The following is a 24,033-nucleotide window of genomic DNA, read 5'->3' as shown; positions in this document are numbered from 1 at the left end:
TGCTCGATGCCGGACTTTTCCATCCCGAGCCGGCGGCAAGGATCTTCGATGGCCGATGTATCCGACCGCCCTGCGCCGAGACCGCCCAACCCGCTGGTCGACAGCGCCGGGACCAGGCTCATAGGCGATGGAGAGTGGCTGGCGCGCAAGCACGGCAGCCGCCACAAAGGAGACCGAAGACGAGCCTCGGTCCCGGCGCCGGTCTGCCATTCGGGGGCAAGGAAGCAGCCGATCGGCAAACCTTACCGGGGTCTCGATTTAACGGCTCTGAAGGGGATCGGGCTCCTTCGGAAAGCCTCTCCGGGTCAGCACGGCATCCGCCAGCCGTTTTTGCGAAAGCAGCCCCTGCCGCGACAACCTGGTGGTCTGCCAGAACGTGGCCGATGCGCATCGCCGCGATATGAAGCAAACCGATCGACCGTCTGCTCCATCAGCGTTCCGCATTGACGGTGTGCTTTCCTTCAGGCATCAAGTCGGCATGATCGGTTCCACGCCCTTGCGGCTTGGAGGCAAGAGGGAACGCGGTGGGGTGCGGCAGCACCGAATCCGCGGCTGTCCCCGCAACTGTAAGCGGCGAGTCCGGCTGACGATGCCACTGGAGCGATCCGGGAAGGCCAGCCAGGGCGGCGAACCGCGAGCCAGGAGACCTGCCGGTCATGCGAGCAACCACAACGTCTTCGGGTGTGAAGACAAGGAGGTAGGACCATGACCACGCACAGCGCAGCCGCCAGGCGGGACAGGATCGGCTTTGCCCCGGCCCTTGCCGTCGCCCTTATCGGGCTGGCGATCGTCTTTGTGACCGGCCACGTGCAGGCCGAAACGCTGCACGACGCCGCCCATGACGTGCGGCACGCCACCGGCTTTCCGTGTCACTAGGGCGATGTTCACGCGCCTTCTGACCAGCGCCTTGTTCGCTGGCGCTGCCGCAGGGCTGATTGCCGCCCTGTTGCAGCTTTATTTCGTGCAGCCCGTGCTGCTTCACGCCGAACTTTATGAAAGCGGCCAGCTCGTGCATTTCGGGGCGGAAACGGCAGTTCCCGCAGTGCAGGATCTTGGCGGGGTCGATCCCGTGCGCGACGGGCTGAGCGTGATCTTCACCATGCTCGTCTATTGCGGCTACGCCCTTGTCATGCTGCCGCTGATGGCCCTGGCGCAGGATCGCGGCGCCCGCATCGACGCGCGGACAGGGCTGATCTGGGGTCTCGCGGGTTTCGTCGCCGTGCAGTTCGCGCCGGGCTTCACCCTGGCCCCCGAGGTGCCGGGCGTGGCCGCGGCGGATGTCCATGATCGGCAGATCTGGTGGTTCGCGACCGTTCTGGCCGCCGGAATCGCGCTGTGGCTGATCGCCTTCGGCACAAGCTGGGCCGCGTGGGGCGCGGCAGTCGTCCTGCTTCTTGCGCCGCATGTGATCGGCGCGCCCGAACCCGAAACCTTCACCGGGCCGGTCCCGACCGAGATCGGCGCCCTTTTCGCGGCACGGGCCTATGGCGTCGGCATGGCGGCCTGGGTGATGCTGGGGGCCTTCGCGGGCTGTTTCTGGGCGCGCGAAAGTCGGACCATGGCCCTAGGGCAGCCCGCCTGACCGCGGGACGACTGGCGACAGTCCAGCGGGCGCGGCCTTGCGGCCGTGCCCGCTTCTTCTGAGAGGAGTTGTGCATGGATCGCTCCATCCCCCTTCTTCTGATCGGGCTGGTCCTTGGCGGCGGCATCGGCTTTGCCGTCGCGGCGTCGAACGGCGTCACGCTGGACGGGCACGATCACGGCAACCCGGCCCATCATGGCGTCCACGCGTCATCCCCGGATGCCGGGCATGACCATGACACGCCGCTGTCTCTGCCCGCCGACGATGCCGCGCCGACATTGGCGCTGGATCTGTCGCGCGACCCGACGACCGGCTGGAACCTGCGCCTGGATACCGCGAATTTCGCCTTCGCGCCCGAACATGCAAGCCGCGACCACGTGCCCGGCGAAGGGCATGCCCATGTCTATGTCAACGGCGTCAAGCTGGGCCGCTTTTATGGCCCCTGGCTGCATCTGGATAACCTGCCGCCCGGCGAGGTCACGGTCGAGGTCACGCTGAACGCCAACGATCACCGGCCGCTGTCGGTGGCGGGCAAACCCGTGGCGCAAACCGTGGTGATCGCGAACTAGATCGCGGGAACCCGGCCGACGAGGCGATGGCGCAGCCTGCCGCAGGGCCGCGCGTCCTCGATCCAGCCTGCGGGTGCGGCCAGATAGGCCCGCAGGGTCGCGACGATGTCGGCCGCATCGTCGCAGGGATCGACGCCGGCAAAGAAACAGGTCGCGCGGCCCTGTGACTGCAAGGCCAGGGACACCGGGCGGGCGCAGCCGTTCATGCAGGCCTGTTCGTTGATCCGCACGGGCACGGGCAAATCCGCCGCGTCGATTGCCGCCAGAAGCGCCGCCCAATTCCCGCCGCCGCAGCTTCGGCAGATGTGGATGTGAACGGCATCGCGGGTCATGCCCGCACGACCTTTCGCAAAAGATAGGTGTCCATGATCCAGCCGTGACGTTCGCGCGCCAGGGCGCGCTCTGCGACAATGCGCGGGGCGGTCTCGGCCAGCGGGCCGCTGATCAGCAGTTCCTCGGGCATTCCCAGGAACGCGCCCCACCAGATACAGAGATCGCGCTTGGCCAGAATTCGGAAACTGCAATCGCCGTCCAGCATCACGGCCACGGTTTCCGCCCCCGCGGGCCAGCCGTGATCGCGCAGCCGGCGGCCGGTTGTCACCGTCACGGCCCCGTTCACCGTGTTGAAGGGGATCGCATGGGCCGCGGTCAGCGCCTGCAACGCGGTGATCCCCGGAACGACGCGGATGCGGGGACAAGGCTCCAGACGGGCCGCGATGCGCAGCGTCGAATCGTAGAGCCCCGGATCCCCCCAGACCAGCAGGGCAACCGGACCCCGGGGTCCGGCCCGGCCGATGATGTCCGCCCAGATGCGGCCGATCGCGTCGTGCCAAAGCCGGACGCGATCGGCATAGGGCAGGCGGTCGTCCCGGACAGGCATGTCGAACTCGGCCACCGGCGCGGTGCTGCCGCAGTCGCGCAGGATGCTGTGCCGCAATTCGGCCAGGTCGGCCTTGTCGGTCCCCTTGCGCGGGATCAGCACCAGGGCGGCCTGCCGCAAGGCCTTGCGCCCTTCAAGGGTGACATGGTCGGGATTGCCCGTCCCGATCCCGACAAGCCAAAGCTCTGTCATCGCGCCTCGCCGGCAATGAGGTGGAAGAAGGTGCCGGTGACATGGCCCCGCCGCGAGCCGGTCTCGGCCAGAACCGCGCCGTCGGCGTCGGCGACCGTGGCCAGCGGCGGGTCGGGCTGGTCGAGGATCGTGGAATAATGGAACTCGTGTCCTCGCAACGCGGCGCCTGCGGCATGTCCGGGCATGGCTGCATGCAGCACCGCCCGGCGATAGCCCAGATGGAGCCTGCGGGTTGCATACGAGGTGACAAGCCCCAGCAATCCCGCCATCTGGTGCCGCTGCCCGGCCTTGTCGATCAGCGCGGCGCCCAGGGCCATGTATCCCCCGCATTCGCCATGGACCGGCCTGGTGGCGGCGTGGCGCAGCAATCCGTCGCGGAAACGCGCGGCGGCGGCGATCCGGCCCCCGTGCAGTTCGGGATAGCCGCCGGGAAGCCAGACAAGATCGGCATGGGGATCCGGCGCCTCGTCGGCCAGCGGTGAGAAGGGCAGCACCTCGGCCCCCGCCGTTCGCCAGCCTTCCAGAAGATGCGGGTAGGTGAAGGAAAAGGCCGCGTCCTGCGCCAGCGCGATCCGCTGCGCGGGCGGCGGTGGCAGGATGGCTGCGGCCCCGGGCGCCCGGCCTCGCGCCGCGGCGCGGATCGCGCCCAAATCCACATGCGCGCGCAGAAAGCCCGCATAGCCTGCAATGGCGGCCTCGAGATCGGGATGTTCGGCCGCCTGAACCAGGCCAAGATGGCGTTCCGGCAGGACAAGATCGCCGCGCCGGGGAAGCGCGCCAAGCACGCTCAAGCCCGCCCCCTCCATGCCCAAACGAGCAAGCCGTTCATGCCGGGCCGAGGCGACCCGGTTCAGGATCACGCCGGCGAAAGGAAGGTCGGGATGGTAATGCGCAAAACCCAGGGCCGTCGCCGCCGCCGATTGCGCCTGCCCGCCCACGTCCAGAACAAGGATCACCGGCCAGCCCATCGCTTTTGCGGTTTCCGCACTGGATCCGAAGCCCATGCGGCCAAGGGTGGCCACGCCGTCGTAAAGCCCCATCGACCCTTCGGCCAGGCAGATGTCGGCCCCCTTCGCCTGCGCCGCGATGGCGAAAAACAGATCCTCGCCCATGCCCCAGCTGTCGAGGTTGAACGAGGCCCGCCCGGCGGCCGCAGCGTGAAAGGCCGGGTCGATGTAGTCTGGGCCCGACTTGAACGGCTGGACCGCCAGCCCATCCTCGGCCAAGGCCCGCAACAGGCCCAGCATCACCGTTGTCTTGCCCGTGCCCGATGACGGGGCCGAGACAAGCAGCCCCGGCGGAAAATCCGACCCCCTAGTCATCGCCTTCGCTCCATTCGGCCCAGGGGCTGCCCGCCGATTGCGGGCGATAGCGGCGATCGTAATCGGGGGCGTAAAGGCGGCTTTCGTCGAACTGCGCCGCACCAAGGGCGCGGCCGACAAGAATCAGGGCGGTGCGCTCCATCCCCTGGGGCAGGGCCGCCTGGATCGTTGCCAGGGTCGCGCGCACGATCCTCTGGTCGGGCCAGCTTGCCCGCCAGACAACGGCAGTCGGGCAATCGGCGCCGTAATGCGGCACCAGATCGGCGATCACCTGGGCCAGGTTCTGGATCGACAGATGCAGCGCCAGCGTGGCGCCGGTGGCCCCGAAGGCCGCCAGCGTCTCGCCCGGCGGCATGGAGGACGCGCGGCCCGGCGTTCGGGTCAGCACCACCGACTGCGCCACGCCCGGCAAGGTCAGTTCCACCCCGAGCGCCGCGGCCCCCGCCGCAAAGGACGGCACGCCGGGCGTGACCGTAAAGGGAATGCGCATCGCCTCGAGACGGCGCAACTGTTCGCCCATGGCCGACCAGATCGACAGATCGCCCGAATGCAGCCGCGCGACATCATGGCCGTCTGCATGGGCCGCGGCGATTTCAGCCATGATCGCGTCCAGATCCAGGGGTGCCGTGTTCACGATCCGCGCATCGGCGGGGCAATGCGCCAGGACGGCCTTCGGGACCAGCGATCCGGCGTAAAGACAGACGGGACAGGCCGCGATCAGGTCGCGCCCGCGCAGGGTCAGAAGATCGGGCGCGCCCGGTCCGGCGCCGATGAAATGCACCGTCATGCGTCCCTTCCCCTTGCCAGCGCGCAGGTCGCCATGCCGTTGCCCGAGATGCGGCGCGTGGCGACAAGCCGCGCCCCTGGTCCGGCCGCGGCAAGCGCCGCCGCCTCGGCCAGGCTTCCCGTCTGCCGGGCCGCCAGCGATGCCGGGGACCGGGTCGTCGTTTGTTGCGCCATGAGGCTGGCTGCGTCGATGGCCAGCACCGGCAGGCCCAGCCGTCGCGCGAAGTTCTGAAAGACCGGGGCCGATGCCTTGTCGCCCGCCGTGGCCAATACGTCCACGCCCGCTGCCCCGCCCGCCCGGTCCAGGGCGTCGGCCAGGCTTTCGGCCGTTGCGTCCGCACGGAACCCGAAGCCTGCGGCGATCACAGCGTCACCCGCCATTGCACCACCGGAAAGGCCGACCGCCAGCCGCGCCTGGAACCAAGCGGCGTTGCCTCGGACAGGGCGATGCGAAGCAGGTCGCCGCCCAGGCGATGCGCGCAATGGGTCAGCAAGGCCTCGGATTCAAGGGTGACAGCATGGGCGACCAGCCGCGTGCCGGGGGAAAGGCGCCCGGTCAGGTCGGTCAGAAGCGGCTCGGACAGCCCACCGCCCACAAAAACCGCTTGTGGCGTGGCAAGCCCGTCCAGCGCATCGGGGGCGATGCCCTGCACGACCCGGAGGCGATCCACCCCCAGCCGGTCGGCATTGGCGCGGATGCGCGCCGCGCGGTCCGCACGCGCCTCGATGCTGACCGCCTGCGTTCCGCGATGGGACAGCAGCCATTCGATCACGATGGAACCCGAGCCGCCGCCGATGTCCCACAGCATCTCGCCCGGACGGGGGGCCAGCGCGGACAGCGCCAGTGCCCGCACCGGACGCTTGGTCATCTGGCCGTCGCTGTCGAACAGCGCGTCATCAATGCCGCTGGCACAGGGAACGACCGGGCCGCCGCCCTCGACCGTCACGGCCACAGCGACCGGATGCGCGAAGGCCGCCGCGGGCAGGGCATCGGCCCGCGCCCCGGTGATCCGCTCTGCCGGGCCGCCAAGCGCCTCAAGCACGGTCAGCCGGCTGGCGCCGAAGCCTTCGCCCGCGAGATAGCCGGCCAGCGCCTCCACCGCCGCGCCGTCGCGCAGCAGCAGGATCGCCCGGACCCCCGGCGCAAGTTGGGGGCGAAGGCGCGACAACGGCGCGGCGTGAAGCCCAAGGCACAGCGTCGTCTCCAACGGCCAGCCCAGCCGGGCCGCCGCCAGCGAAAAGGTCGACGGCCCAGGCAGGGCGCGCCATTCGTTCCGGCCAAGCGTGCGGGCGATGACCGAGCCCGCCCCGAACCAGAACGGATCGCCCGAGGCCAGCGCGACCACGCGCCGCCCGCGGAGCGCCGTCAGGACCGGCAGCCCGTCGGCGAAGGGCACCGGCCATTCGATCCGTTCCGCGCCCGTCTGGGGCAGCAGCGCCAGGTGCCGCGACGAACCCATGACGACCTCGGCCGCAGCCAGCGCCTGCCTGCTTGCGGGCGGCAGGCCGTCCGGGCCATCTTCGCCCAAACCTAGGATGGTCAGCCACGGAGCCTCAGCCATGCGCCCGCGCCTTCTGATCCTTGCCGGCACGACCGAGGCCACGGCCCTGGCCCGCGCGGCGGCCGAGGGCGGCATCGCGGCAACGATGTCCTATGCGGGCCGTGTGGCCCAGCCCTTGCGCCAGCCCTTGCCGCAGCGCGTGGGCGGGTTCGGCGGGGCGGCGGGGCTTGCCGATTACCTGCGGGCGCAGGAAATCACCCATGTCGTTGATGCCACCCATCCCTTTGCCGCGCAAATGAGCCGCAATGCCGTGGAGGCCTGCGCCACGGCGGGCGTGCCGCTGATCGCGCTGACGCGTCCGCCATGGGTGGCGCAGCCCGGCGACCGCTGGATCCGCGTGCCGGACATCGCAGGGGCCGCTGCCACGCTTGACCGGGCGCGCAGCCGCGTGATGCTGGCCGTGGGGCGGATGCACCTTGCCGCGTTCGCGCCGAACCCGCAGCACTTCTATCTGTTGCGTCTGGTCGATCCGCCTGCGGCCCCCCTGCCCTTCCCGGATGCAGAGGTGATCGTGGATCGCGGCCCTTTCGACACGGCCACGGACCTTGCGCTGATGCGGCGCCACGGCATCCAGATCGTCGTGTCCAAGAACGCGGGCGGCACAGGCGCCCATGCCAAGATCGCGGCAGCCCGTTCGTTGGGCTTGCCGGTCGTGATGATCGACCGCCCTGCCCCACCCGCGCGGTCCGAGGTGCATGACGTGGCGGCGGTTTTGGACTGGCTGGATCATTCCGGCACCGACCGGGGCGTGTAGACGAAAGGCATTCCGGCTCGGGGGATGATCCGCGTGGCCGCCGATCCAATCAGGACCACCGTGCGCATGTCCGCCATCCCGGGCATGGCCTCGGCCAGGGTGACGATGCGCAGCGACTCGTCGGGGGTCGAAACGGCGCGGGCGAAAATCATCACCCGCCCCGGTTCGCATCGCTCGCGCAACAGGGCAAGCGCGCGGCCAAAGCCGTCGGGCCGCGCCTTCGAGCGGGGGTTGTAAAGCGCGATGGCGAAATCCGCCCGGACCGCCAGCGACAGGCGGTTTTCGATCACCGCCCAGGGCTTGAGGTTGTCGGACAGGTTGATCGCGCAGAAATCGTGGCCCAGGGGCGCGCCCGCCCGCGCGGCAGCGGCCAGCATCGCGGTCACGCCGGGCAGGACGCGGATGTCCAGGCCGCGCCAGTCTGGCGGACCGGCCTCGACCGCCTCGAACACCGCCGAGGCCATGGCAAAGACGCCAGGATCGCCGGAACTGACGACCACCACGCGCTTGCCGGATGCCGCCAACGTCAGGGCGTGGCGGGCGCGGTCCAGCTCCTCGCGGTTGTCCGTCTCGTGCCGGATCTGTCCGGGCTGCGGCGCCACCCGGCTCAGGTAGGGGGCGTATCCGACCAGATCGGTCGCCCCGGCCAGGGCGGCGGCGACCTCGGGCGTGACCAGATCCGGACTGCCGGGACCAAGGCCCGCGATGACGACCCACCCGCTCATGGACGCCGGCCCTGGCCGTGGACGATGACGATCGAGAAATAGGGCACGGCACCGTCGCCTGCCTGCGACAGGGGGATGACGCGTTCGCCTTCCATGCTGGCGCAGACGACCAGCCAGGCGTGGTCGAGCTTGCCTGCCGCCCGCAAGGCCGCCCGCACCTTGGGCAGGTTGCGCCCCAGCTTCATCACGACGATCGCATCGGCATCGCCCATGCGGCGCGCAAGTTCGGCGGCGGGCATCGTGCCGGGAAGAACCGTCATCACGTCGTCGCCCCAGGTGACGGGAATGTCCGTGGCGGTCCAGGCCGCCGACATGCCGGTGATCGCGGGGATCACCCGGACCGGAACATGGCCCTGGAGCCGGGCATGAAGATGCATGAAGGATCCGTAGAAGAACGGATCACCCTCGCACAGCACGACCACATCCTCGCCCGCCCGGGCCAGGTCGCGCAACTGCTGCGAAACCCCCGCGTAAAAGCCCGAGAGACATTCGGCATAGGCCGGATCCTCCAAGGGAATTTCGGTCGTCACGGGGTATTCCAACGCGATTTCCCGCGCATCGGCGCGCAGCATCCCCCCGACAATGGTCCGCGCCCGCCCTGCCCGTCCCGCCTTGCGGAAATAGGCGACGTGGCGCGCCCCGCGCACCAGGCGGTCGGCGCGCACGCTCATCAGGTCTGGATCGCCGGGACCAAGCCCCACGCCGAAGATGGTCCCCACGGTCATTCGGCGCGGCTCGCAATGGCGTTCACGGCGGCCACGGTGATCGCGCTGCCGCCAAGCCGCCCTTCGACGATCATGCAGGGGGCGGGCCGGGCCTGCCACAGCGCGGCCTTGGATTCCGCCGCCCCGACAAAGCCCACCGGGCAGCCGATGATCGCCGCCGGGCGCGGACAGGCCGGATCCTCCAGCATCTCCAGCAGGTGAAACAGCGCCGTGGGGGCGTTGCCGATGGCGACAAGGCTGCCGCCCAGATGGGGCCGCCACAATTCCAGCGCGGCGGCCGAGCGGGTGGTGCCAAGCCGCCCGGCAAGGTCGGGCACCTCGGGCGCGTGCAGCGTGCAGATCACCGGATTGCCGCAAGGCAAACGCCCGCGGGTGATCCCCTCGCTGACCATGCGCGCATCGCACAGGATCGGCGCGCCGTCCTGCAAGGCGTTTCGCGCCGCCGCGACAGCGCCGGGCGAAAAGCGCAGATGGGTTTCCAGCCCCACCATCCCGGCGGCGTGGATCATGCGGACGGCGACCGGCTCCTCGTCGGGGTCGAACCGGGCCAGTTCGGCCTCGGCCCGGATCGTCGCGAAGCTTTGGGCATAGATCGCCGCACCGTCGGTTTCATAGGTATAGGGCATGCTTCATCCGCCAAGCGTGGCCGCGACATGGCGGGGCGGGATGCCGCGCCGATGCGGCTCATCCCACGGCGCACCCGCCCTGACAAGATCAAGCGCGCCGTCGCGTCCGACCAGCGTCAGGTCGGCAGGCGCGGGATGGGCGCAGCCCTTGGCGCAGCCCGACACGTGCAGCGTGCCGCCCGCTGGCACCAAGGGCGCCAGAGAACGGGCAAGCGCGCGGGTTTCGATACTCGCCTGCGGACAACCCGGCGCGCCCGTGCAGGCATGGACCCGCAGAAGGGGATCTGCGGGGTCGGTCAGCAACCCGCCTGCCGAAGGCATGTCGCGCAGCCCCGGCAGGAAGACCATGCGCCAAGGGGTGATCCGCAGCAGCGGTGCCGAAGCGGCAAGATGCGACAGATCCTCCGACGCAAGCTGGCCAAAGGCGACGGCTGCCAAAATCCCTTCGGACCGCTGGCCGGGACGCGGCGCGGAGGCGGCAGGGTTCGGCCGCAGATCACCGGCAAGCTCCGGCGGCAAGGCAGCCTGGGCCAGGTGGCGCGCCATGCGGCCACGGCCATCCGTCCCGACGCCGCCCGAACCGAGAAACCACCGCGCCATCGCCAGCGCGCACTCCGCAGCCGTTTCGGCATCCGCTGCCGCCCGCCCGGTCGGGCAGCCATCCGCACGGACGATCAGCCTGTCCCCGGAGGCCTCGACGCGGATGTCGCCGCTGACATCCGACAGGTGGCGGAGGGGACCGGCATCCACGACAAAACCGAATTTCGCAGGGAGGGCCGCGAAGTCGGACAACCCGAGGCCGCGCGCCAGCGCCCGTGCGACCCGGGCCTGCACGTCGTTTGGACCAAGCCCCCCAAACGGATCGGCCACGACGTTCCGCCGCCGTTCGACGCCCCCATTCTCGTCAAGCAGACCAAGCGCCATCAGCGCATCAATCAGCGGCAGATGATCCCCCGCATCGACGCCGCGGAGCTGCAAATTGCCCCGGTTGGTCAGCTCGACAAAGCCGTTGCCGAAGCGCTTGGCAAGCCCTGCCAGCCCGTGCGCCTGCCCCGGGCTCAGCTCACCCATCGGCGGGCGCACGCGGACCACCAGCCCGTCGCCCGCGGCCATGGGCCGGTGCGCGCCGGGACACCATCCGCGGATCGCGGGCGCGCTCATCTGTCTGCCCCCAGATCGGCAAGGATGGAATTGCGGCGCGATTGCCAAAGGCCCGACGCGTGAAGTTCGGCAAAACGCGCGCGCAGGGCGGCAAGGGCGGCGGGGTTGGCGTTCTCCAGAAAGCGCGTCACTTCGGGGTCGCCCAGCGTCCTGTCCCAGAACTGGTCGAACAGGTGCGGCCCGACCACGCCTGCCAGATGCGCGAAGGCCGCCATGTTTTCCAGCGTCGCCGCGATCTCGGCCGCGCCGCGAAAGCCGTGGGGCCGCATTCCCGCGATCCAGGCCGGATTGGCGGCCCGGGCCTGCACGACGCGCGCGATTTCCTCGGTCAGGGGGCGGGCTCGGGGGCGCGAGGGATCGGTGTTGTCCAGGTGATACAGCGCGGCCCGTCCGCCTGCGACGGCCTGCGCGGCGGCAAAGCCCGCCTCGTGGCTGGCATAGTCCTCGGCCAGCAGCAGGTCGGTTTCCGGCAGATCCTGGGGGTGGACGAAAGCGTCGGCCCTTGCCACGCGGGCCTTCAACCCGTCAAGATCGCGAACCTGCCTGTCGCCGTCCAGCGCCCAGGCGGATGCCGCCAGCCAGGCTTCGCCCGCCGCCACCCGTCCGGCATCGGAATAATCCCCCAGGCTTGAGCCCATGCCCAAGCCGAAGCTGCCCGGCGCGGGACCATAGACGCGCGGCCCGTCACGACCGGCATAGGGATTCCAGTCCGGCGCCTCGTCGCGCGCGGCCAGAACGCGGACCGCCTGCTGGAACAGCGCCGAGAGCGTCGGGAACACGTCGCGGAACAGGCCGGAGACGCGCAGGGTCACGTCGATGCGGGGCCGGTCGAGTTCGGCGATGGGAATGACCTCGATGCCCCCGACACGCTCGGACCCCTCGTCCCACAACGGCCGCACGCCCAGCAGCGCCAGGGCCATCGCGAATTCCTCGCCCGCCGTGCGCATGGTGGCCGAACCCCAGAGATCGACAACCAGGCCCCGCGGCCAGTCGCCGTGATCCTGCAAGTGCCGGCGGATCAGCTCGCCGGCCAGCGTGACGCCCTGCCGGAACGCGGCCCGCGTGGGCACGGCGCGCGGGTCGGTGGCGAACAGGTTGCGTCCCGTGGGCAGCACGTCCGTCCGGCCCCGATAAGGTGACCCCGAGGGGCCGGGTTCGATGCGGCGGCCCGCCATGGCATCCACAAGCGCCTGCCGTTCGGCGGCGGCCGAAGCGGCGGCGTCAAAGGTCGCCCCTTCCGGCGGCGGACGGCCCCAGACGTGCAGCCCATCGCCGAACTGGCTTTCCTTGACATCGCAGACGAAGCGGTCGATCCGGGTGATCGCCTCGGACGGGCAGGACAAGGCCTCGATCCCCAGGTCACGCTCGACGCCAAGCGCCTGCGCCTCGTCACGGATGTCGGCGATCAGCCGGGTGCGCCTGCGCGGGTCAAGCCCGTCGGCGTTGGAAAACTCGTCCAGCAACGCTTCCAGCCGGGCAAGGCGCTGCGGCGTGCCCGCGGTCTTCAGCGGCGGCGGGACATGGCCGATGGTGACGGCGCCGATCCGCCGCTTGGCCTGCGCAGCCTCGCCGGGGTCGTTGACGATGAAAGGATAGATGACCGGCAGGTCGCCGATCAGCGCCTCGGGCCAACAAGCCGGGGACAGGGCCACCGATTTCCCGGGCAGCCATTCCAGCGTGCCATGGGCGCCGACATGGATCAGCGCGTCGGCCTGTTCCCGAAGCCACAGGTAGAAGGCGACATAGCCATGCCGCGGCACCCGTGACAGGTCGTGATATTCCGCGTCGCGCAAGGCGGGCGTGCCGCGTTCGGGCTGAAGCGCGACAAGGGCATTGTCGCGCCGGACGGCAGCAAAGGCAAAGCCTTTGGCCCCGGCGTCGGGATCGCCCTCGGGCCGCCCCCAAGCCGCCAGCAGATCGTCCTGCAACGGCTTGGGCAGGCGCGACAGGGCCGCGCGATAGGCGGCCATCGGCCAATGGATGCGGTCGCTGGCCAGCGCGTCTTGCAGCGGCGCGCCGGGGGCGATGCGGTGGCCCGCCGCGCGCAGGTCTTCCAGGATCGCCTCGGCCGAGGCAAGGGCGTCAAGGCCGACGGCATGGGCCATGTTCCAGTCCCTTCCCGGATAGGTGGACAGCACAAGCGCCAACCGCTTCGCCTCGGGCCGGGTAACGGCCAGCCGGTGCCAGGCCGCCACGCGGTCGGCCACGGCGTCGATACGCTCGGGTTCGGCGGCATGGGCGAAACGGGCGAATTGCAGATGCGGGTCGCGCCTGCCGGGCTGCTTGAAGGAAACGACGCCTGCGAAGATCCGCCCGTCCACCTCGGGCAGGACCACATGCATCGCCAGGTCGGCGGGCGACAGCCCGCGAGCGGATGCATCCCAGACCTTGCGCGTCGCGGTGGACAATGCGACCTGGAACACCGGCACGCCCGCCCCGTCCAGCGGCGAGGCCCCAGTTTCTCCACGCGCCGAAAAAGCGGTTGCGTTGACGATGGCCGAAGGCGCCAGCCGCGCCACCTGCTGTTCCAGCCAGTCCCGCACATCCGGCGATTTCAGCGACGGCGCAAACAGCCCGACGACCCGGAAACCCCGCGCGCGAAGGGCCGCAAAAAGCGTCTCGATGGGCGCAAGATCGGCCGCAACCAGATAGGAACGGTAGAACACCACGGCAGCCAGCGGCGGTCCGTCCCGATCCGGCGCGGGGCAGGCCGCCCCGTCCTCGGGCGTCCAGAGACCCGTCTGCGGCAGCGGCTTCGATCCCGGCACGGGATCGGCATGAATTCCCGCCGCCAGGGCCAGTTGCGCCAGCGCCGCCTGCGCCGCGACCGCGCCACCCATGTCGCATAGCCGGCCCAGCCGCCGCAGGGTCGAGGCCGGGACCGTCGAAACCGCATCCAGCCGGGGATCGGGCCGTCCATCGGCGGGCAGCACCGCCAGGGCGATGCCCCGCGCGCGCGCCAGCGTCTCGATCTGTTGCAGGCCATAGGGCCAATAGGGCAACCCGCCGATCAGTCGGATCAGGATGCCCTTCGCGCCCGCCAGCGTTTGATCCAGATAGGTATCGACCGACAGCGGATGCTTCAGCGCCGCGATATTGGCCAGCCGCAACGAGGGCAAGCCTCCCTCGGCCCCGTTGCCCCGGTGCCAGCCCGCCGCGAAGGCGCCAAGGTCGCTGTCGGAAAAGGACAGCACGACCAGATCGGCGGGCGCCTGGCCCAGATCGGTCGGCGTCTCGGTTTCCTCCAGCCCGTGGCTTTCGCGGAAGATGACGTGCATCGGTCCCTTGCCCTATTCCGCCGTGGCGGCGTCCGGCAGCAGGATACCCCGGATCGCGGCCGCGTCGATATCGTCATGTTCGGCGATAACGACCAGCCGGCCCCGCCGCCCTTCCTCGGGCCGCCACGGACGGTCGTACTGGTGGCGGACCCGTGCGCCGACCGCCTGGACAAGAAGCCGCATCGGCTTGCCCGCGACGGCGGCATAGCCCTTGACGCGCAGGATGTTCTGCCGGTCGGCAAGTTCCGTGATCCGCGCGAGAAGCGTTGCAGGGTCCGAAATCTCGGGAAGGTCGATCACGACGCTGTCGAAGTCGTCGTGTTCGTGATCATCCGCGCCGTCATGATGGCTGGGCCGCGCGTCCATGTCATCCTCGGCCGCAGCCCCCAGGCCCAGGATCACGCGCGGATCGACCGCGCCCTCGGCCACCTCGACGACCGGCAGGGGGCGCGGCGCCTCGGCCGCGATGACCGCCTTTGCCTGTGCGATCCCTTCGGGACCGGCCAGATCGGGTTTGGTGAGCAGAACGATGTCGGCGCAGGCGATCTGGTCCTCGAACACCTCGGACAAGGGTGTTTCATGGTCGATGCTGTCATCGGCCAGCCGCTGCGCGTCCACCGCCGCGACATTGGGCGCAAAGCGCCCTGCCGCCACCGCCTCGGCATCGGCAAGGGCGATGACGCCGTCCACGGTGATCTTCGAGCGGATGTCGGGCCAGTCGAAGGCCTTCAGCAGCGGCTTCGGCAAGGCCAGCCCGCTGGTCTCGATCAGGATATGGTCGGGACGCGGGTCCAGCGCCATCAGCGCCTCGATCGTCGGGATGAACTCGTCGGCGACGGTGCAGCAGATGCAGCCATTGGCCAGTTCCACGATGTTTTCCGCCGGGCATTCGGGGATCGCGCAGCCTTTCAGGATTTCGCCGTCCACGCCGACGTCGCCGAATTCGTTCACGATCACCGCCAGCCGCCTGCCGCCGGGGTTCTTCATCAGATGCGTGATCAGCGTGGTCTTTCCCGACCCCAGGAAGCCCGTGATGACGGTGACGGGAAGCTTTTCAAGGCTGGACATGTTCAGGTGTCTCCTGCGGCAAGGGTGGGCAAAGGGGGGATGCGGGCGATGCAGTTCCTGCGGAAATGCTCGGGGCGTTCGCGCCACGGAACAACGCCGTCATCCGTAGCCTGATATTTCGCGACGCCTTCCAGAACGGTGTCGACATCGGCGCCGTCGTCCAGGCGGCCATAGACATAGGTCCAGCGCCCCCTGCCACGCAACGCGATGGTGCAGCCCTGCGAACAGTTCGACAGGCATTCGACCGCCCGGACGGTCACGCCGGGCAGGCGGCGTTCGGCCAGGCGGCGGAACAGGCGGGTTCCGGCGCGCTCGGCATCGCCCGGCGCGCCCTGCCGGCGGCAACAGGTGCAGACAAGAAGGTCGACGTTCTCCGCATGTTGCACGGCCACGCTCTCCACAGGGTTCGCGGCGGGGCAAGGCACGGATATGCAGCCGGGCGCGGCTGCCTGTCCGACACCCCGGGACACCCCGCCCGGTTCACATCGTCCTGCTGGCAGGTCTCCCGGCTTGCGGATGTCAGGGGGATACCCTGGCGGGCGCCCGGCCTTCCCATGCGCGGCTGCACACAGTGGCCATCGGGCGACCTCTCCGGTCACGGTCGCGGGGGCGGCTGCGCTTTGGGGTTGCAGGCGCGAACCCCGGTCGCATTCCCTTTTCACCTGTCCTGGGACAGGAACCAGCAGTCCTCATTGGTACTGGCCCGGCGGGATTGTCAAGGCGAATGGACGACATGGCACAGGTCGACACGGCGGCGATCCGGGTCCGGCCGGGCGGGACAACGTTTCTGACCGTTGCCGCTGCCAGCGGCTAGCCGTGGGCTGCCACATCGGAAAATCGCACTCGAAACACAGGCTCTGCCGCCGGCGGCCCGGCAGCACGCCCTGACGATGGGGGGCGACGAACAGGCTGGTCATGGCGGTCTCGGCATGCGCCTTCGCGGCGGACCGCTGAAGGACCGAGGGCGCGGCGCGGCACCGGAATTGCCTTTCGCCTGATCGTGCTGGCAGTTCCTGCGCGCGTGGTCGGAACGCCCGGCATCGCTGCCGGCCTGTGGTGCGCAGGCCGGACGGCCAATGGCGGGCTGATCCTGCCGGGGTCCGGGCCGCCGCCGCGCGCCTTCTTCAGCGGTGCCCGGCGCTGACTTGCCTGCCGCCCTGCCCTGTGGTTTCGTGGCCTCCGGCCGACCTTCTCCGGAGTTCATGATGAGCAACACCGCCACGGACAGCAGCGAAACCACTGCCCGTCACAACGAGAAGATGAAGCGGATCAAGGCCGCGCGCGACAAGATGATGGCCGGCAAGACCGAGGAAAAGGGCCTGATCATCGTCCATACCGGCACGGGCAAGGGCAAGTCGTCCTCGGGCTTCGGCATGATCATGCGCTGCATCGCCTGGGGCATGCCCTGCGCGGTCGTGCAGTTCATCAAGGGCACATGGGAAACGGGCGAAAAGCGGCTTTTGCAGGCCCATTTCGCCGGGGAATGCCGCTTCTTCGTGTCGGGCGAGGGGTTTACCTGGGAAACCCAGGACCGCGACCGCGACGTGGCGGCCGCCCGGAACGGCTGGGAAATCGCCAAGCAGCAGATCCTCGATCCCCGGATCCGCTTCGTTCTTCTGGACGAGATCAACATCGCGTTGCGCTATGACTATCTGGATATCGACGAGGTGGTCGATTTCCTGCTGACGCAAAAGCCGCCGATGACCCATGTCTGCCTGACGGGCCGCAACGCCAGGCCCGAGCTGATCGAGGCCGCCGATCTTGTGACCGAGATGTCGCTTCTGAAACACCCGTTCAGGGACGGCGTGAAGGCCCAGAAAGGGGTCGAGTTCTGATGGTTGCCGTAGACCTTGGGTCAGCCGCTTCGGCAAGCTGACCCCCTGGGCCACGCGTCGATGATCCAGGGCACCGGCAGCAATGTCGGCAAGTCGCTGCTGGTCGCGGGCCTTTGCCGGGCCGCGGACAGGCGGGGCCTGTCGGTCGCGCCGTTCAAGCCGCAGAACATGTCCAACAACGCCGCCGCCACCGCTGCCTGGGGCGAGATCGGCCGCGCCCATCGTCAAGGCCGATGCGGCCACCGTCGCGGGTTTCCCGATCAACCGCTTCCGCGATGACCCGAGCCTGTTCGACCATGGCGACAGGCTGATCGAGGCGCAAACCGGCTGGCGCGGGTTCGGCGTCTGTCCCCGGGTTGCCGATGCCTGGAAGCTTCCCGCCGAGGACGCGATGGACCTGTCATCGCCGCGCCGCGACGGCGGCCTGCACATTGTCAGCCTTGCCTTCGGCCGGATCGCGGATTTCGACGATCCGGATCCGCTGGCGCAGGAACCCGGCGTGCGGCTGATCATGCCGGGCCCCGACCGGGCGATTCCGGGCGATGCGGGTCTGGTGATCCTGCACGGCACCAAATCGACACGGGGGGGATCCGGCCTTTTTGCGCGCGCAGTGTTGACATACCGACCTTGCCGCGCATCTGCGGCGCGGCGGTCATGTGCTGGGCATCTGCGGCGGCTGCCAGATGCCAGGACGCGAGGTGGCGGACCCAGGGGGACTTGAGGGACCGGCAGGCGCCGATTCCGGACCTGGCCTGCTGGACGTGACAACCGTGATGACGGCAAGGAAACGGCTGACCGGTGTGACGGCCGTCCACGCGGCCAGCGGGACGGCATTTGCCGGCCATGAAATCCATATCGGCAAACCGACGGGCCTGACCGCGCCCGTCCCTTCTGCCATGCGGGCGGCGCTGAATGCGCTGGCCGCACATCTGGAGGCGCATCTGGAGGCGCATCTTGACGTGGATGGCCTATTGGCCCTGGCGCGCCAGGGCGGCTTCCAGCCGCTGCCATGCCGCCTCGGTTCCCGGCAGGCCAAGCCGCAGCCAGCCGGTGCTGTATGGAAATCGGCGGGTCCAGATCGCCGCGCGTGCCAGCCAGTTCTGCACGGTTGCGGCATCGCCGGTTTCATAGGTCCGAAACAGCGGCGTGCCGCCCACCAGACGCCATCCGGAACCTGCGGCCAGCCCGTCAAGCCGCACCGCGTCGCGGGCCAGTCGCCGGCAGGTTTCGCGGTGCCATTTCCGGTCCGACAGCGCGGCCATGCCTGTGACGATGGCCGGGCCCCCGACCGCCCAGGGACCGGCGAGCGACCGCAGATGCGCCACCGTTTCCGCCCCGCCAAGCGCAAAGCCCAGCCGCAAACCGGCAAGCCCGAAGAACTTTCCGAAGGATCGCAGGACCAGGACACGCTCGCCCAGATCCGCAAGGCGCGGAGCCAGGGACAGCCGGGGACAGGGATCGGCGAAGCTTTCGTCCACCACCAGAAGCCCGACCCGTCCGGCCAACCGCTCCAGGACATCCGGCGTCCAATGCCGTCCGTCGGGGTTGTTCGGATTGACCACCACGGCAAGATCGGCCCCGGCCATCGCCTCGGGGTCCGGCGCGTCCTCCACCGCCCATCCTTGCGCGCGCAGCGCAGCCGCATGTTCGTTGTAGGTGGGTGTCAGCACCGCTGCCCGGCCAGCCGGGGCAAGCCGCGGCATCAGCTGGATCGCCGCCTGCGCCCCCGCCAGGGCCACAATGGAGGTTCGCGTCCCATAGGCGCGTGCCGCCACGGTTTCGAGCGCGCGGATATCCGAACCCGTCGGCAATGCGATCAGGGCATGTGACGGCAGCGGCGGCACCGGATAGGCGATCGCGTTGATCCCGGTGGAAAGGTCGATCCAGTCGCTGCCGCCAAAGGCCGCGCGCGCCCGGTCCAGGTCGCCGCCATGGTCGCGCATTCCGTTCCTCAGATCAGCGCCAGGACAACAAGTCCGGCGCCGCACAGGATCATGGCCCGGCGGTAAAGCGCAAGTCCTTGGTGAATTTCCCTTGCGGCGGGATCCGGTTTGCCTGCGTTCAGCCATGGCTCGTCGGCGATCCGGTGTCCATAGGCGCGCGGTCCCGACAAGCGGACGCCCAGCGCGCCGGCCATTGCCGCCTCGGGCCAGCCCGCGTTCGGCGACCGGTGATGCCGGGCGTCCCGCAGCATGGCGCGGAACGCCGCAGCGGGGCGACGGCAGGCAAGCGCAAGCGCAAGCCCCGTCAGCCGCGCGGGGATCAGGTTCGCCAGATCATCGAGCCGCGCGGCGGCCTTGCCGAAGTCCTCATACCGGGCGTCGCGATGGCCGATCATGGAATCGAGCGTGTTGACCGCCTTGTAGCCAACCAGTCCCGGCAGCCCGGCGACAGCCCCCCAGAACAGCGGTGCGACCACGCCGTCAGAGGCGTTCTCGGCCAGGCTTTCCAGCGCCGCGCGGGCCACACCGGCCTTATCCAGCCTTGCGGGGTCGCGTCCGACGATCATGGCGACTGCCGCCCGTGCGCCAGGCAGGTCGCCCCGCGCCAAGGGAAGAGCGACGGCTGCGACATGATCGTGCAGCGACCGCGCCGCGATCCAGGGCCAGGCCAAGATCGCGCCGGCCATGATCCCCGTCGTTCCTGACGGCAGGACCGCCTGAACGGCGGCGGCAGGCAGAACAACGGCCGCAAGGATGACGGTCACGCAAGCCGCCCCAGCGATGCGCCGCCGCCATGCCCCGCCCCGGTTCCACCGCGCCTCGGTCCCGACGATCAGCCTGCCGATCCAGACGACAGGATGGCCGATGCGGCGGTAAAGGCCGGCGGGCCAGCCCAGAGCCGCGTCAACCGCCAGCGCAACCGCCATCATCGCGGCAAAGGTCATGGCCTGCCCCCGGTCCGGAAGCGCAGGCAACCGGCATATCCTGCGGCCGCAAGAACCGTTTCGGCGCCGTCCGGAACCGCGCCGGGCGCGAAGATCAGGGCGCGGGCAGAGCCGGTATGGGCCCGCGCAAAGCCCAAGGCTCCCAGGCGGCGGGCGAGATCGGCAGTCGGCTCGTCGGCCGGGCCGCGCAGGGCTGTTGCGCGTTCGGCGGAAAGGCTGGCCAGCCGAGCCGCCTCGTGAAGGTCAGGGCCTTCCATCCAGGCGTCGATCAGATCATCAATCCGTGGAAAGCGCCGATCCGCAGGGTTTGTGCGGACGGGCGGTCCCCAGAAGCCGCCGACGATCTCGGCCCTGGGGGGCGGCGGCATCTCTTGAAGCACCCGCGCTTCCCTTGGCGCCCAAAGAACGGCATCGGGCAGCCGCAGCATCAGCGGATCCGTTGCGCCCTCGACGGCAAGGCAGGCGGCGGCGATCCGCTCCTCGGGCGCGCCGGCGGCCCTGGCCAGCGCCACCAGCGCCGCCGTGGACATGCCCGCGCCGCCGCCGGGCGGCAGGTCGGGCGACAGCCGGATGCGCCCCCGCGCGGGCAGGCCCAGGGCGGCAAGGAACCTGGCGCAGCGATCGCCGTCGATCAGCCCGGTCCGTTCCAGCAGCAATCTGTCCGCCGGTCCGACATCGGCCCATGCGCCATGCGCCGGGCAGGCCATCGTGACAAGCGCGATCCGCCCCTCGGACCCCCAAAGGCCCTGCAACCATTCCCCGAAATGCCCGGCAACGAAGACCATCAGATCACGGCATTCACGCATATGACGGAAAACCCGCCCGGCAGACAGCGCAGACGCGTGACCGACAAGGGCGCCACCTCGAAGGCCAGGGCCGCGCCCAGGTCATCCAGCGCCAGGGCCAGCGCGGCTCGCACGGTGCCGGCATGGGCGATGACGGCGACCGGGCCTTTGGCGACCGCGCGCCGGGCCAGATCGTGCAGCGCGGGCGACACGCGGTCCACCATGTCCGCGAAGCTTTCGCCGCCCGGCGGGGCAAGGGTGGCAAGCTTGGCGCGGGTCATCTGGCCCAGGTCGGGCAGATCGGCGGGGGACAGGCCTTCGTGCGCCCCGAAGTCCTGCTCCCACAGCAGGGCGTCCTGATGCAGCGCGCGCCCGGGGAACAATGCCTCGGCCGTCTGCCGGCATCTCAAGGCGGGGCTTGTCGCCACTTGCGTGCAGAACCTCAGCGCGGCTGCAATCCCGCCGACCGACGCCAGCCCGCCTTTGCGGACGGCCACGTCGCGCCGCCCGCAAAGGCGGCCGTCCGTTTGGGCGGGCGCATGGCGGACCAGCACAAGCTCGGGGGTCGTGATCGGCGTCATTTCGGCTTTCCAAACAGCGGCAAACCTGCTCTTTCACGTCTCGATGACGAAGTCGATTCTGATCACCGGCGGCGCCCGTTCGGGCAAGAGCACCTTTGCCGAAGGCGTGACGCTGTCGCTGGCCCGGCCCGCCCTCTACATCGCCACTGCCGAAGCCCGCGACGCCGAAATGACCGACCGGATCGCCCGCCACCAAGCCCGGCGCGGCGCCGACTGGACCACGCTGGCCGAGCCGCTTGCCCTGTCCCAGGTGCTGAAGGAAACGGATGGCGGCCCCCCGCGGCTGGTCGATTGCCTGACGCTGTGGCTGTCGAACCTGATGCTGGCCGGGCACGACTTGGAAGCCGCCGTGGCGGGATTGACGGACCTGCTGCCCCGCCTGGCCTCGCCCGTGGTCATGGTCACGAACGAGGTCGGCTGGGGCATTGTCCCCGACAATGCCTTGGCCCGCGCCTTCCGCGATGCGGCGGGGATTGCCAACCAGAGAGTTGCCGAAGCTTGCGACGAGCTTTGGCTTTGCGTCGCGGGACAGCCGCTGAGGATCAAGCCGTAATGACCGCCCTGCCGCCCCTCCGCTCGTTGGACGAGATCCTTCGCCTCGACCTGCCCCGCTTCGACGAGGCGGCCGCCAGGGCCGCGCGCGCGCGGCAGGCGCAGTTGACGAAGCCCCCCGGTTCCCTTGGCCGGCTGGAGGAACTTGCCATCTTCCTGGCAGGCTGGCGCGGCACCGACCGGCCGCGGATCGACCATGCCCAGGCCATCGTCTTTGCGGGCAATCACGGAGTCTGCGCGCAGGGGGTGAACCCGTTTCCCCAGGCGGTGACGGGCCAGATGGTTGCGAACTTCCAGGCGGGCGGCGCGGCGATCAACCAGCTTTGCCGCACGGCCGGCGCCGATCTGACGGTGATCGCCCTGGATGTGGACCGGCCGACCGCCGATTTCACCGAAGGCCCGGCGATGACCGAGGCCGAATGCCTCGACGCCCTGGCACGGGGCGGGGCCGCCGTCGATCCGCAAGCCGACCTTTTGCTGCTGGGCGAGATGGGGATCGGCAATTCCACCATCGCGGCGGCGCTTGGGCATGGCGCCTTTGGCGGCGCGGCGCGGGACTGGGTGGGACCGGGCACCGGCGCAGATGCCGCGCGGATTGCGCTGAAGGCCGATGTCGTGGCCCGCGGCGTCGCCCGGCACGGCCATCGGCCGCCGCTGAGCCTGCTGGCGGCGCTTGGCGGGCGGGAACAGGCAGCGATCTGCGGCGCCGTGCTGGCCGCGCGCCTGGCGCGCATCCCGGTGCTGCTGGACGGCTTCATCTGCTCGGCCGCCGTCGCGCCATTGGCCGCGGCCGATCCCGCGCTGCTGGATCACTGCCTTGTCGGCCATCTCAGCGGCGAACCGGGGCATCGCGCCCTGTCGGCGGCCCTAGGCAAGAGGCCGATCCTGGATCTGGGCATGTCGCTGGGCGAAGGCACCGGCGCGGCGCTGGCGCTTGGCGTCCTGCGGGGGGCGCTTGCCTGCCACAATGGCATGGCAACCTTTGCCGAGGCCGGAGTGTCCGGCGCATGAGCCTGCGGCGCAGGATCGACGAAGCCCGGCTGGCGCTGATGATCCTGACCGTTCTGCCGGCGGCCCCCCTGGCCGAGCCTGTGCCGCCGATCCATGCCGCCCGTTGGGCCCTGCCGTTTGTGGGACTGCCCGTGGGGCTGATCGGCTGGTCGGTGTTGAGGCTGGGCGGGCCCATCGGCCTGCCGCCTCTGGTCGCGGCGATGCTGGCCATCGCCGCCCTCGCCGCCGTGACCGGCGGGCTGCACCATGACGGCCTTTCCGATATGGCCGACGGGATGGGCGGGCGCGACCCGCAGCGGCGGCTGGAGATCATGCGCGACAGCCGGATCGGCAGCTTCGGTGCGCTGGCCCTGATGATCGTCATCCCGATGGGCGCCGGGGCGCTTGCGGATCTTGCGCACACCGTTTCCCTTGCGGCCTTCATCATGGTCAGCGTGGCAAGCCGCCTCGCCATGGTCGGGGTAATGGAGATGCTGCCAGCCGCCCGCGATCGCGGTCTTGGTCGCGGCGCCGCCCAAGGCTTGCGCGGTGCATGGTGGCCGGGGGCGCTGCTTTCGGCCATTCTGGCCGTCCTGCTGGGGTTTCAGGGTTTCGCAATCCTTGGCGTGATGGCCGTCGCGGCCAGCCTGATCGCCATCCTGGCATGGCGCCGGCTGGGCGGTCAGACGGGCGACGTGCTGGGCGCGGTCCAGGTGACGGCGGAAACCGCAGGCTGGGTGGCGCTGTCGGCAGCCATCTGACAAGGCACGGTCACTGCGCGTTGTCGGCAAGGATCTTGTCGAACCGTTCGCGGGCGCGCTTCGGCATATCGCCGGGCAGCACCACCTCTGGGCTGTTTCCGACCTTGACCAGAATCGCCATCCGCCGGCCCGAGGGGCGGCAGGACCAGGCGCATCCGGTCTGCGAAAGCGACAAGAGTAAACAAGACGAGCCATGAACCACCCTGACGGACCGAATGCAGCTGACACCCTCGCACCATACTGAGGAACAGGAGCGGCACGCTGAGGGCAAGCACCATCGGGCGCGAACGCCCCGCGAACATCGCGCGGTCCGCCGCGGCTTCGCTTTGCCCTTTATTGGAGCGGGAAACCCCCAGCGTCTCTGCCACCGCCTTCACTGGAAATCGCCCTTCAATGGCGACCGCGCGAGCAA

The 24,033-nt window shown here is 69.9% G+C and carries 27 protein-coding genes, 1 pseudogene and 2 riboswitches; of the genes and pseudogenes, 10 read left to right on the top strand and 18 right to left on the bottom strand.

Translation table 11 applies throughout. The features are described from left to right. The first annotated feature begins 466 nt into the window (after window positions 1-466). A riboswitch (cobalamin riboswitch) is annotated at window positions 467-669 on the top strand. 36 nt (window positions 670-705) lie between these two features. The 3 genes from ACFOM8_RS11545 to ACFOM8_RS11535 all read left to right on the top strand — a co-directional run bounded on the left by ACFOM8_RS11545 (window position 706) and on the right by ACFOM8_RS11535 (window position 2,151). Next, on the top strand, window positions 706-876 hold the full coding sequence (locus ACFOM8_RS11545) for a CbtB domain-containing protein (RefSeq protein ID WP_377761493.1): 171 nt from the start codon (window positions 706-708) through the stop codon (window positions 874-876). 4 nt (window positions 877-880) lie between these two features. Beyond that, window positions 881-1,582 carry a CbtA family protein gene (locus ACFOM8_RS11540; protein ID WP_377761492.1) on the top strand — a complete coding sequence of 234 codons (702 nt, stop codon included), beginning with the start codon at window positions 881-883 and terminating at the stop codon, window positions 1,580-1,582. Between the two features lie 74 nt (window positions 1,583-1,656). After that, window positions 1,657-2,151 (top strand): hypothetical protein, encoded by a 495-nt coding sequence (locus tag ACFOM8_RS11535; protein ID WP_377761491.1) that lies wholly within the window; start codon window positions 1,657-1,659, stop codon window positions 2,149-2,151. Here the strand turns inward: ACFOM8_RS11535 and ACFOM8_RS11530 are convergent. Genes ACFOM8_RS11530 through cbiE form a run of 6 tightly spaced genes read right to left on the bottom strand, consistent with a single transcriptional unit; the run spans window position 2,148 to window position 6,893 of the window. Beyond that, complete coding sequence (locus ACFOM8_RS11530; RefSeq protein WP_377761490.1) at window positions 2,148-2,483, bottom strand: DUF1636 family protein; 336 nt, start codon at window positions 2,481-2,483, stop codon at window positions 2,148-2,150. The two genes, ACFOM8_RS11535 and ACFOM8_RS11530, sit on opposite strands and share 4 nt — an antisense overlap. After that, entirely contained in the window at window positions 2,480-3,223 is a 744-nt protein-coding gene (cobF, locus tag ACFOM8_RS11525; protein ID WP_377761489.1) for a precorrin-6A synthase (deacetylating), read from the bottom strand. The genes ACFOM8_RS11530 and cobF overlap by 4 nt, the downstream gene beginning before the upstream one ends. Further along, entirely contained in the window at window positions 3,220-4,545 is a 1,326-nt protein-coding gene (locus tag ACFOM8_RS11520; protein ID WP_377761488.1) for a cobyrinate a,c-diamide synthase, read from the bottom strand. The genes cobF and ACFOM8_RS11520 overlap by 4 nt, the downstream gene beginning before the upstream one ends. Next, entirely contained in the window at window positions 4,538-5,332 is a 795-nt protein-coding gene (gene cobM / locus ACFOM8_RS11515; RefSeq protein ID WP_377761487.1) for a precorrin-4 C(11)-methyltransferase, read from the bottom strand. The genes ACFOM8_RS11520 and cobM overlap by 8 nt, the downstream gene beginning before the upstream one ends. After that, a complete protein-coding gene (locus ACFOM8_RS11510; protein WP_377761697.1) occupies window positions 5,329-5,697 on the bottom strand; it encodes a cobalamin biosynthesis protein in 369 nt (122 codons plus the stop codon). The genes cobM and ACFOM8_RS11510 overlap by 4 nt, the downstream gene beginning before the upstream one ends. Beyond that, complete coding sequence (cbiE, locus tag ACFOM8_RS11505; protein WP_377761486.1) at window positions 5,694-6,893, bottom strand: precorrin-6y C5,15-methyltransferase (decarboxylating) subunit CbiE; 1,200 nt, start codon at window positions 6,891-6,893, stop codon at window positions 5,694-5,696. Before cbiE ends, ACFOM8_RS11510 begins: the two co-directional genes overlap by 4 nt. On the opposite strand from cbiE, the gene ACFOM8_RS11500 reads away from it, so the two are divergent. Continuing rightward, complete coding sequence (locus ACFOM8_RS11500) at window positions 6,892-7,647, top strand: cobalt-precorrin-6A reductase (RefSeq protein ID WP_377761485.1); 756 nt, start codon at window positions 6,892-6,894, stop codon at window positions 7,645-7,647. The genes cbiE and ACFOM8_RS11500 overlap by 2 nt on opposite strands. Here ACFOM8_RS11500 and cobJ read toward each other — a convergent pair. Genes cobJ through ACFOM8_RS11465 form a run of 7 tightly spaced genes read right to left on the bottom strand, consistent with a single transcriptional unit; the run spans window position 7,620 to window position 15,616 of the window. Further along, window positions 7,620-8,372, bottom strand: coding sequence for a precorrin-3B C(17)-methyltransferase (gene cobJ, locus ACFOM8_RS11495; protein WP_377761484.1), 753 nt, complete (start codon window positions 8,370-8,372; stop codon window positions 7,620-7,622). The two genes, ACFOM8_RS11500 and cobJ, sit on opposite strands and share 28 nt — an antisense overlap. Next, on the bottom strand, window positions 8,369-9,097 hold the full coding sequence (locus ACFOM8_RS11490; protein ID WP_377761483.1) for a precorrin-2 C(20)-methyltransferase: 729 nt from the start codon (window positions 9,095-9,097) through the stop codon (window positions 8,369-8,371). Before ACFOM8_RS11490 ends, cobJ begins: the two co-directional genes overlap by 4 nt. Further along, on the bottom strand, window positions 9,094-9,723 hold the full coding sequence (locus ACFOM8_RS11485) for a precorrin-8X methylmutase (protein WP_377761482.1): 630 nt from the start codon (window positions 9,721-9,723) through the stop codon (window positions 9,094-9,096). Before ACFOM8_RS11485 ends, ACFOM8_RS11490 begins: the two co-directional genes overlap by 4 nt. A 3-nt stretch (window positions 9,724-9,726) precedes the next feature. Then, a complete protein-coding gene (gene cobG, locus ACFOM8_RS11480; protein WP_377761481.1) occupies window positions 9,727-10,884 on the bottom strand; it encodes a precorrin-3B synthase in 1,158 nt (385 codons plus the stop codon). Beyond that, window positions 10,881-14,162, bottom strand: a complete 3,282-nt coding sequence (gene cobN / locus ACFOM8_RS11475) for a cobaltochelatase subunit CobN (protein WP_377761480.1) — start codon at window positions 14,160-14,162, stop codon at window positions 10,881-10,883. The genes cobG and cobN overlap by 4 nt, the downstream gene beginning before the upstream one ends. A 12-nt stretch (window positions 14,163-14,174) precedes the next feature. After that, window positions 14,175-15,230, bottom strand: coding sequence for a cobalamin biosynthesis protein CobW (gene cobW / locus ACFOM8_RS11470; RefSeq protein ID WP_377761479.1), 1,056 nt, complete (start codon window positions 15,228-15,230; stop codon window positions 14,175-14,177). Between the two features lie 2 nt (window positions 15,231-15,232). Further along, the gene (locus ACFOM8_RS11465) at window positions 15,233-15,616 is read right to left on the bottom strand and encodes a DUF1636 family protein (RefSeq protein ID WP_377761478.1); all 384 of its coding nucleotides are present in this window, start codon (window positions 15,614-15,616) and stop codon (window positions 15,233-15,235) included. Window positions 15,617-15,708: 92 nt separating this feature from the next. Then, window positions 15,709-15,929, bottom strand: a riboswitch (cobalamin riboswitch). A 506-nt stretch (window positions 15,930-16,435) separates the two neighbouring features. On the opposite strand from ACFOM8_RS11465, the gene cobO reads away from it, so the two are divergent. Continuing rightward, window positions 16,436-17,065 carry a cob(I)yrinic acid a,c-diamide adenosyltransferase gene (gene cobO, locus ACFOM8_RS11460; protein ID WP_377761477.1) on the top strand — a complete coding sequence of 210 codons (630 nt, stop codon included), beginning with the start codon at window positions 16,436-16,438 and terminating at the stop codon, window positions 17,063-17,065. Window positions 17,066-17,125: 60 nt separating this feature from the next. Beyond that, entirely contained in the window at window positions 17,126-17,344 is a 219-nt protein-coding gene (locus tag ACFOM8_RS23115; protein ID WP_449301493.1) for a nucleotide-binding protein, read from the top strand. A 121-nt stretch (window positions 17,345-17,465) separates the two neighbouring features. Here ACFOM8_RS23115 and ACFOM8_RS23110 read toward each other — a convergent pair whose 3' ends face one another. Beyond that, window positions 17,466-17,630: a hypothetical protein gene (locus ACFOM8_RS23110; protein WP_449301492.1), complete on the bottom strand. Its 165-nt coding sequence runs from the start codon at window positions 17,628-17,630 to the stop codon at window positions 17,466-17,468. Window positions 17,631-17,748: 118 nt separating this feature from the next. Between ACFOM8_RS23110 and ACFOM8_RS23105 the strand changes: the two are divergent. Continuing rightward, window positions 17,749-17,874, top strand: a pseudogene (locus tag ACFOM8_RS23105) (hypothetical protein); the annotation flags it as partial. Window positions 17,875-18,033: 159 nt separating this feature from the next. Here ACFOM8_RS23105 and cobD read toward each other — a convergent pair. Genes cobD through ACFOM8_RS11435 form a run of 4 tightly spaced genes read right to left on the bottom strand, consistent with a single transcriptional unit; the run spans window position 18,034 to window position 21,318 of the window. Continuing rightward, window positions 18,034-19,008: a threonine-phosphate decarboxylase CobD gene (cobD, locus tag ACFOM8_RS11450; RefSeq protein WP_377761476.1), complete on the bottom strand. Its 975-nt coding sequence runs from the start codon at window positions 19,006-19,008 to the stop codon at window positions 18,034-18,036. 8 nt (window positions 19,009-19,016) lie between these two features. Beyond that, entirely contained in the window at window positions 19,017-19,952 is a 936-nt protein-coding gene (gene cbiB, locus ACFOM8_RS11445; RefSeq protein WP_377761695.1) for an adenosylcobinamide-phosphate synthase CbiB, read from the bottom strand. Further along, window positions 19,949-20,737, bottom strand: coding sequence for a propanediol utilization protein (locus tag ACFOM8_RS11440; RefSeq protein WP_377761475.1), 789 nt, complete (start codon window positions 20,735-20,737; stop codon window positions 19,949-19,951). The genes cbiB and ACFOM8_RS11440 overlap by 4 nt, the downstream gene beginning before the upstream one ends. Next, the gene (locus ACFOM8_RS11435; protein ID WP_377761474.1) at window positions 20,737-21,318 is read right to left on the bottom strand and encodes a histidine phosphatase family protein; all 582 of its coding nucleotides are present in this window, start codon (window positions 21,316-21,318) and stop codon (window positions 20,737-20,739) included. Before ACFOM8_RS11435 ends, ACFOM8_RS11440 begins: the two co-directional genes overlap by 1 nt. 43 nt (window positions 21,319-21,361) lie before the next feature. On the opposite strand from ACFOM8_RS11435, the gene cobU reads away from it, so the two are divergent. The 3 genes from cobU to ACFOM8_RS11420 are packed head-to-tail and all read left to right on the top strand — an operon-like array spanning window position 21,362 to window position 23,621. Further along, window positions 21,362-21,871, top strand: a complete 510-nt coding sequence (cobU, locus tag ACFOM8_RS11430) for a bifunctional adenosylcobinamide kinase/adenosylcobinamide-phosphate guanylyltransferase (protein WP_377761473.1) — start codon at window positions 21,362-21,364, stop codon at window positions 21,869-21,871. Continuing rightward, window positions 21,871-22,881 carry a nicotinate-nucleotide--dimethylbenzimidazole phosphoribosyltransferase gene (cobT, locus tag ACFOM8_RS11425; protein ID WP_377761472.1) on the top strand — a complete coding sequence of 337 codons (1,011 nt, stop codon included), beginning with the start codon at window positions 21,871-21,873 and terminating at the stop codon, window positions 22,879-22,881. The genes cobU and cobT overlap by 1 nt, the downstream gene beginning before the upstream one ends. After that, complete coding sequence (locus ACFOM8_RS11420) at window positions 22,878-23,621, top strand: adenosylcobinamide-GDP ribazoletransferase (protein WP_377761471.1); 744 nt, start codon at window positions 22,878-22,880, stop codon at window positions 23,619-23,621. The genes cobT and ACFOM8_RS11420 overlap by 4 nt, the downstream gene beginning before the upstream one ends. The last annotated feature ends 412 nt before the right edge of the window (window positions 23,622-24,033 follow it).

This window comes from Paracoccus angustae (assembly GCF_042648745.1).
Taxonomy (GTDB): domain Bacteria; phylum Pseudomonadota; class Alphaproteobacteria; order Rhodobacterales; family Rhodobacteraceae; genus Paracoccus; species Paracoccus angustae.
This window is presented reverse-complemented; position numbering and strand designations above follow the sequence as displayed.

What these genes read in the sequence shown, in the direction of transcription:
- cobJ (WP_377761484.1), bottom strand. Translation starts at nt 8,372, where the DNA reads ATGAGCGGGTGGGTCGTCATCGCGGGCCTTGGTCCCGGCAGTCCGGAT.
- ACFOM8_RS11540 (WP_377761492.1), top strand. Translation starts at nt 881, where the DNA reads ATGTTCACGCGCCTTCTGACCAGCGCCTTGTTCGCTGGCGCTGCCGCA.
- ACFOM8_RS11485 (WP_377761482.1), bottom strand. Translation starts at nt 9,723, where the DNA reads ATGCCCTATACCTATGAAACCGACGGTGCGGCGATCTATGCCCAAAGC.
- cobG (WP_377761481.1), bottom strand. Translation starts at nt 10,884, where the DNA reads ATGAGCGCGCCCGCGATCCGCGGATGGTGTCCCGGCGCGCACCGGCCC.
- cobW (WP_377761479.1), bottom strand. Translation starts at nt 15,230, where the DNA reads ATGTCCAGCCTTGAAAAGCTTCCCGTCACCGTCATCACGGGCTTCCTG.
- ACFOM8_RS23115 (WP_449301493.1), top strand. Translation starts at nt 17,126, where the DNA reads ATGATCCAGGGCACCGGCAGCAATGTCGGCAAGTCGCTGCTGGTCGCG.
- cobT (WP_377761472.1), top strand. Translation starts at nt 21,871, where the DNA reads ATGACCGCCCTGCCGCCCCTCCGCTCGTTGGACGAGATCCTTCGCCTC.
- cobD (WP_377761476.1), bottom strand. Translation starts at nt 19,008, where the DNA reads ATGCGCGACCATGGCGGCGACCTGGACCGGGCGCGCGCGGCCTTTGGC.
- cbiB (WP_377761695.1), bottom strand. Translation starts at nt 19,952, where the DNA reads ATGACCTTTGCCGCGATGATGGCGGTTGCGCTGGCGGTTGACGCGGCT.
- cobO (WP_377761477.1), top strand. Translation starts at nt 16,436, where the DNA reads ATGAGCAACACCGCCACGGACAGCAGCGAAACCACTGCCCGTCACAAC.
- cobM (WP_377761487.1), bottom strand. Translation starts at nt 5,332, where the DNA reads ATGACGGTGCATTTCATCGGCGCCGGACCGGGCGCGCCCGATCTTCTG.
- ACFOM8_RS11435 (WP_377761474.1), bottom strand. Translation starts at nt 21,318, where the DNA reads ATGACGCCGATCACGACCCCCGAGCTTGTGCTGGTCCGCCATGCGCCC.
- cobN (WP_377761480.1), bottom strand. Translation starts at nt 14,162, where the DNA reads ATGCACGTCATCTTCCGCGAAAGCCACGGGCTGGAGGAAACCGAGACG.
- ACFOM8_RS11440 (WP_377761475.1), bottom strand. Translation starts at nt 20,737, where the DNA reads ATGGTCTTCGTTGCCGGGCATTTCGGGGAATGGTTGCAGGGCCTTTGG.
- ACFOM8_RS11535 (WP_377761491.1), top strand. Translation starts at nt 1,657, where the DNA reads ATGGATCGCTCCATCCCCCTTCTTCTGATCGGGCTGGTCCTTGGCGGC.
- cbiE (WP_377761486.1), bottom strand. Translation starts at nt 6,893, where the DNA reads ATGGCTGAGGCTCCGTGGCTGACCATCCTAGGTTTGGGCGAAGATGGC.
- ACFOM8_RS11520 (WP_377761488.1), bottom strand. Translation starts at nt 4,545, where the DNA reads ATGACTAGGGGGTCGGATTTTCCGCCGGGGCTGCTTGTCTCGGCCCCG.
- ACFOM8_RS11500 (WP_377761485.1), top strand. Translation starts at nt 6,892, where the DNA reads ATGCGCCCGCGCCTTCTGATCCTTGCCGGCACGACCGAGGCCACGGCC.
- cobU (WP_377761473.1), top strand. Translation starts at nt 21,362, where the DNA reads ATGACGAAGTCGATTCTGATCACCGGCGGCGCCCGTTCGGGCAAGAGC.
- ACFOM8_RS11420 (WP_377761471.1), top strand. Translation starts at nt 22,878, where the DNA reads ATGAGCCTGCGGCGCAGGATCGACGAAGCCCGGCTGGCGCTGATGATC.
- cobF (WP_377761489.1), bottom strand. Translation starts at nt 3,223, where the DNA reads ATGACAGAGCTTTGGCTTGTCGGGATCGGGACGGGCAATCCCGACCAT.
- ACFOM8_RS11530 (WP_377761490.1), bottom strand. Translation starts at nt 2,483, where the DNA reads ATGACCCGCGATGCCGTTCACATCCACATCTGCCGAAGCTGCGGCGGC.
- ACFOM8_RS11545 (WP_377761493.1), top strand. Translation starts at nt 706, where the DNA reads ATGACCACGCACAGCGCAGCCGCCAGGCGGGACAGGATCGGCTTTGCC.
- ACFOM8_RS11490 (WP_377761483.1), bottom strand. Translation starts at nt 9,097, where the DNA reads ATGACCGTGGGGACCATCTTCGGCGTGGGGCTTGGTCCCGGCGATCCA.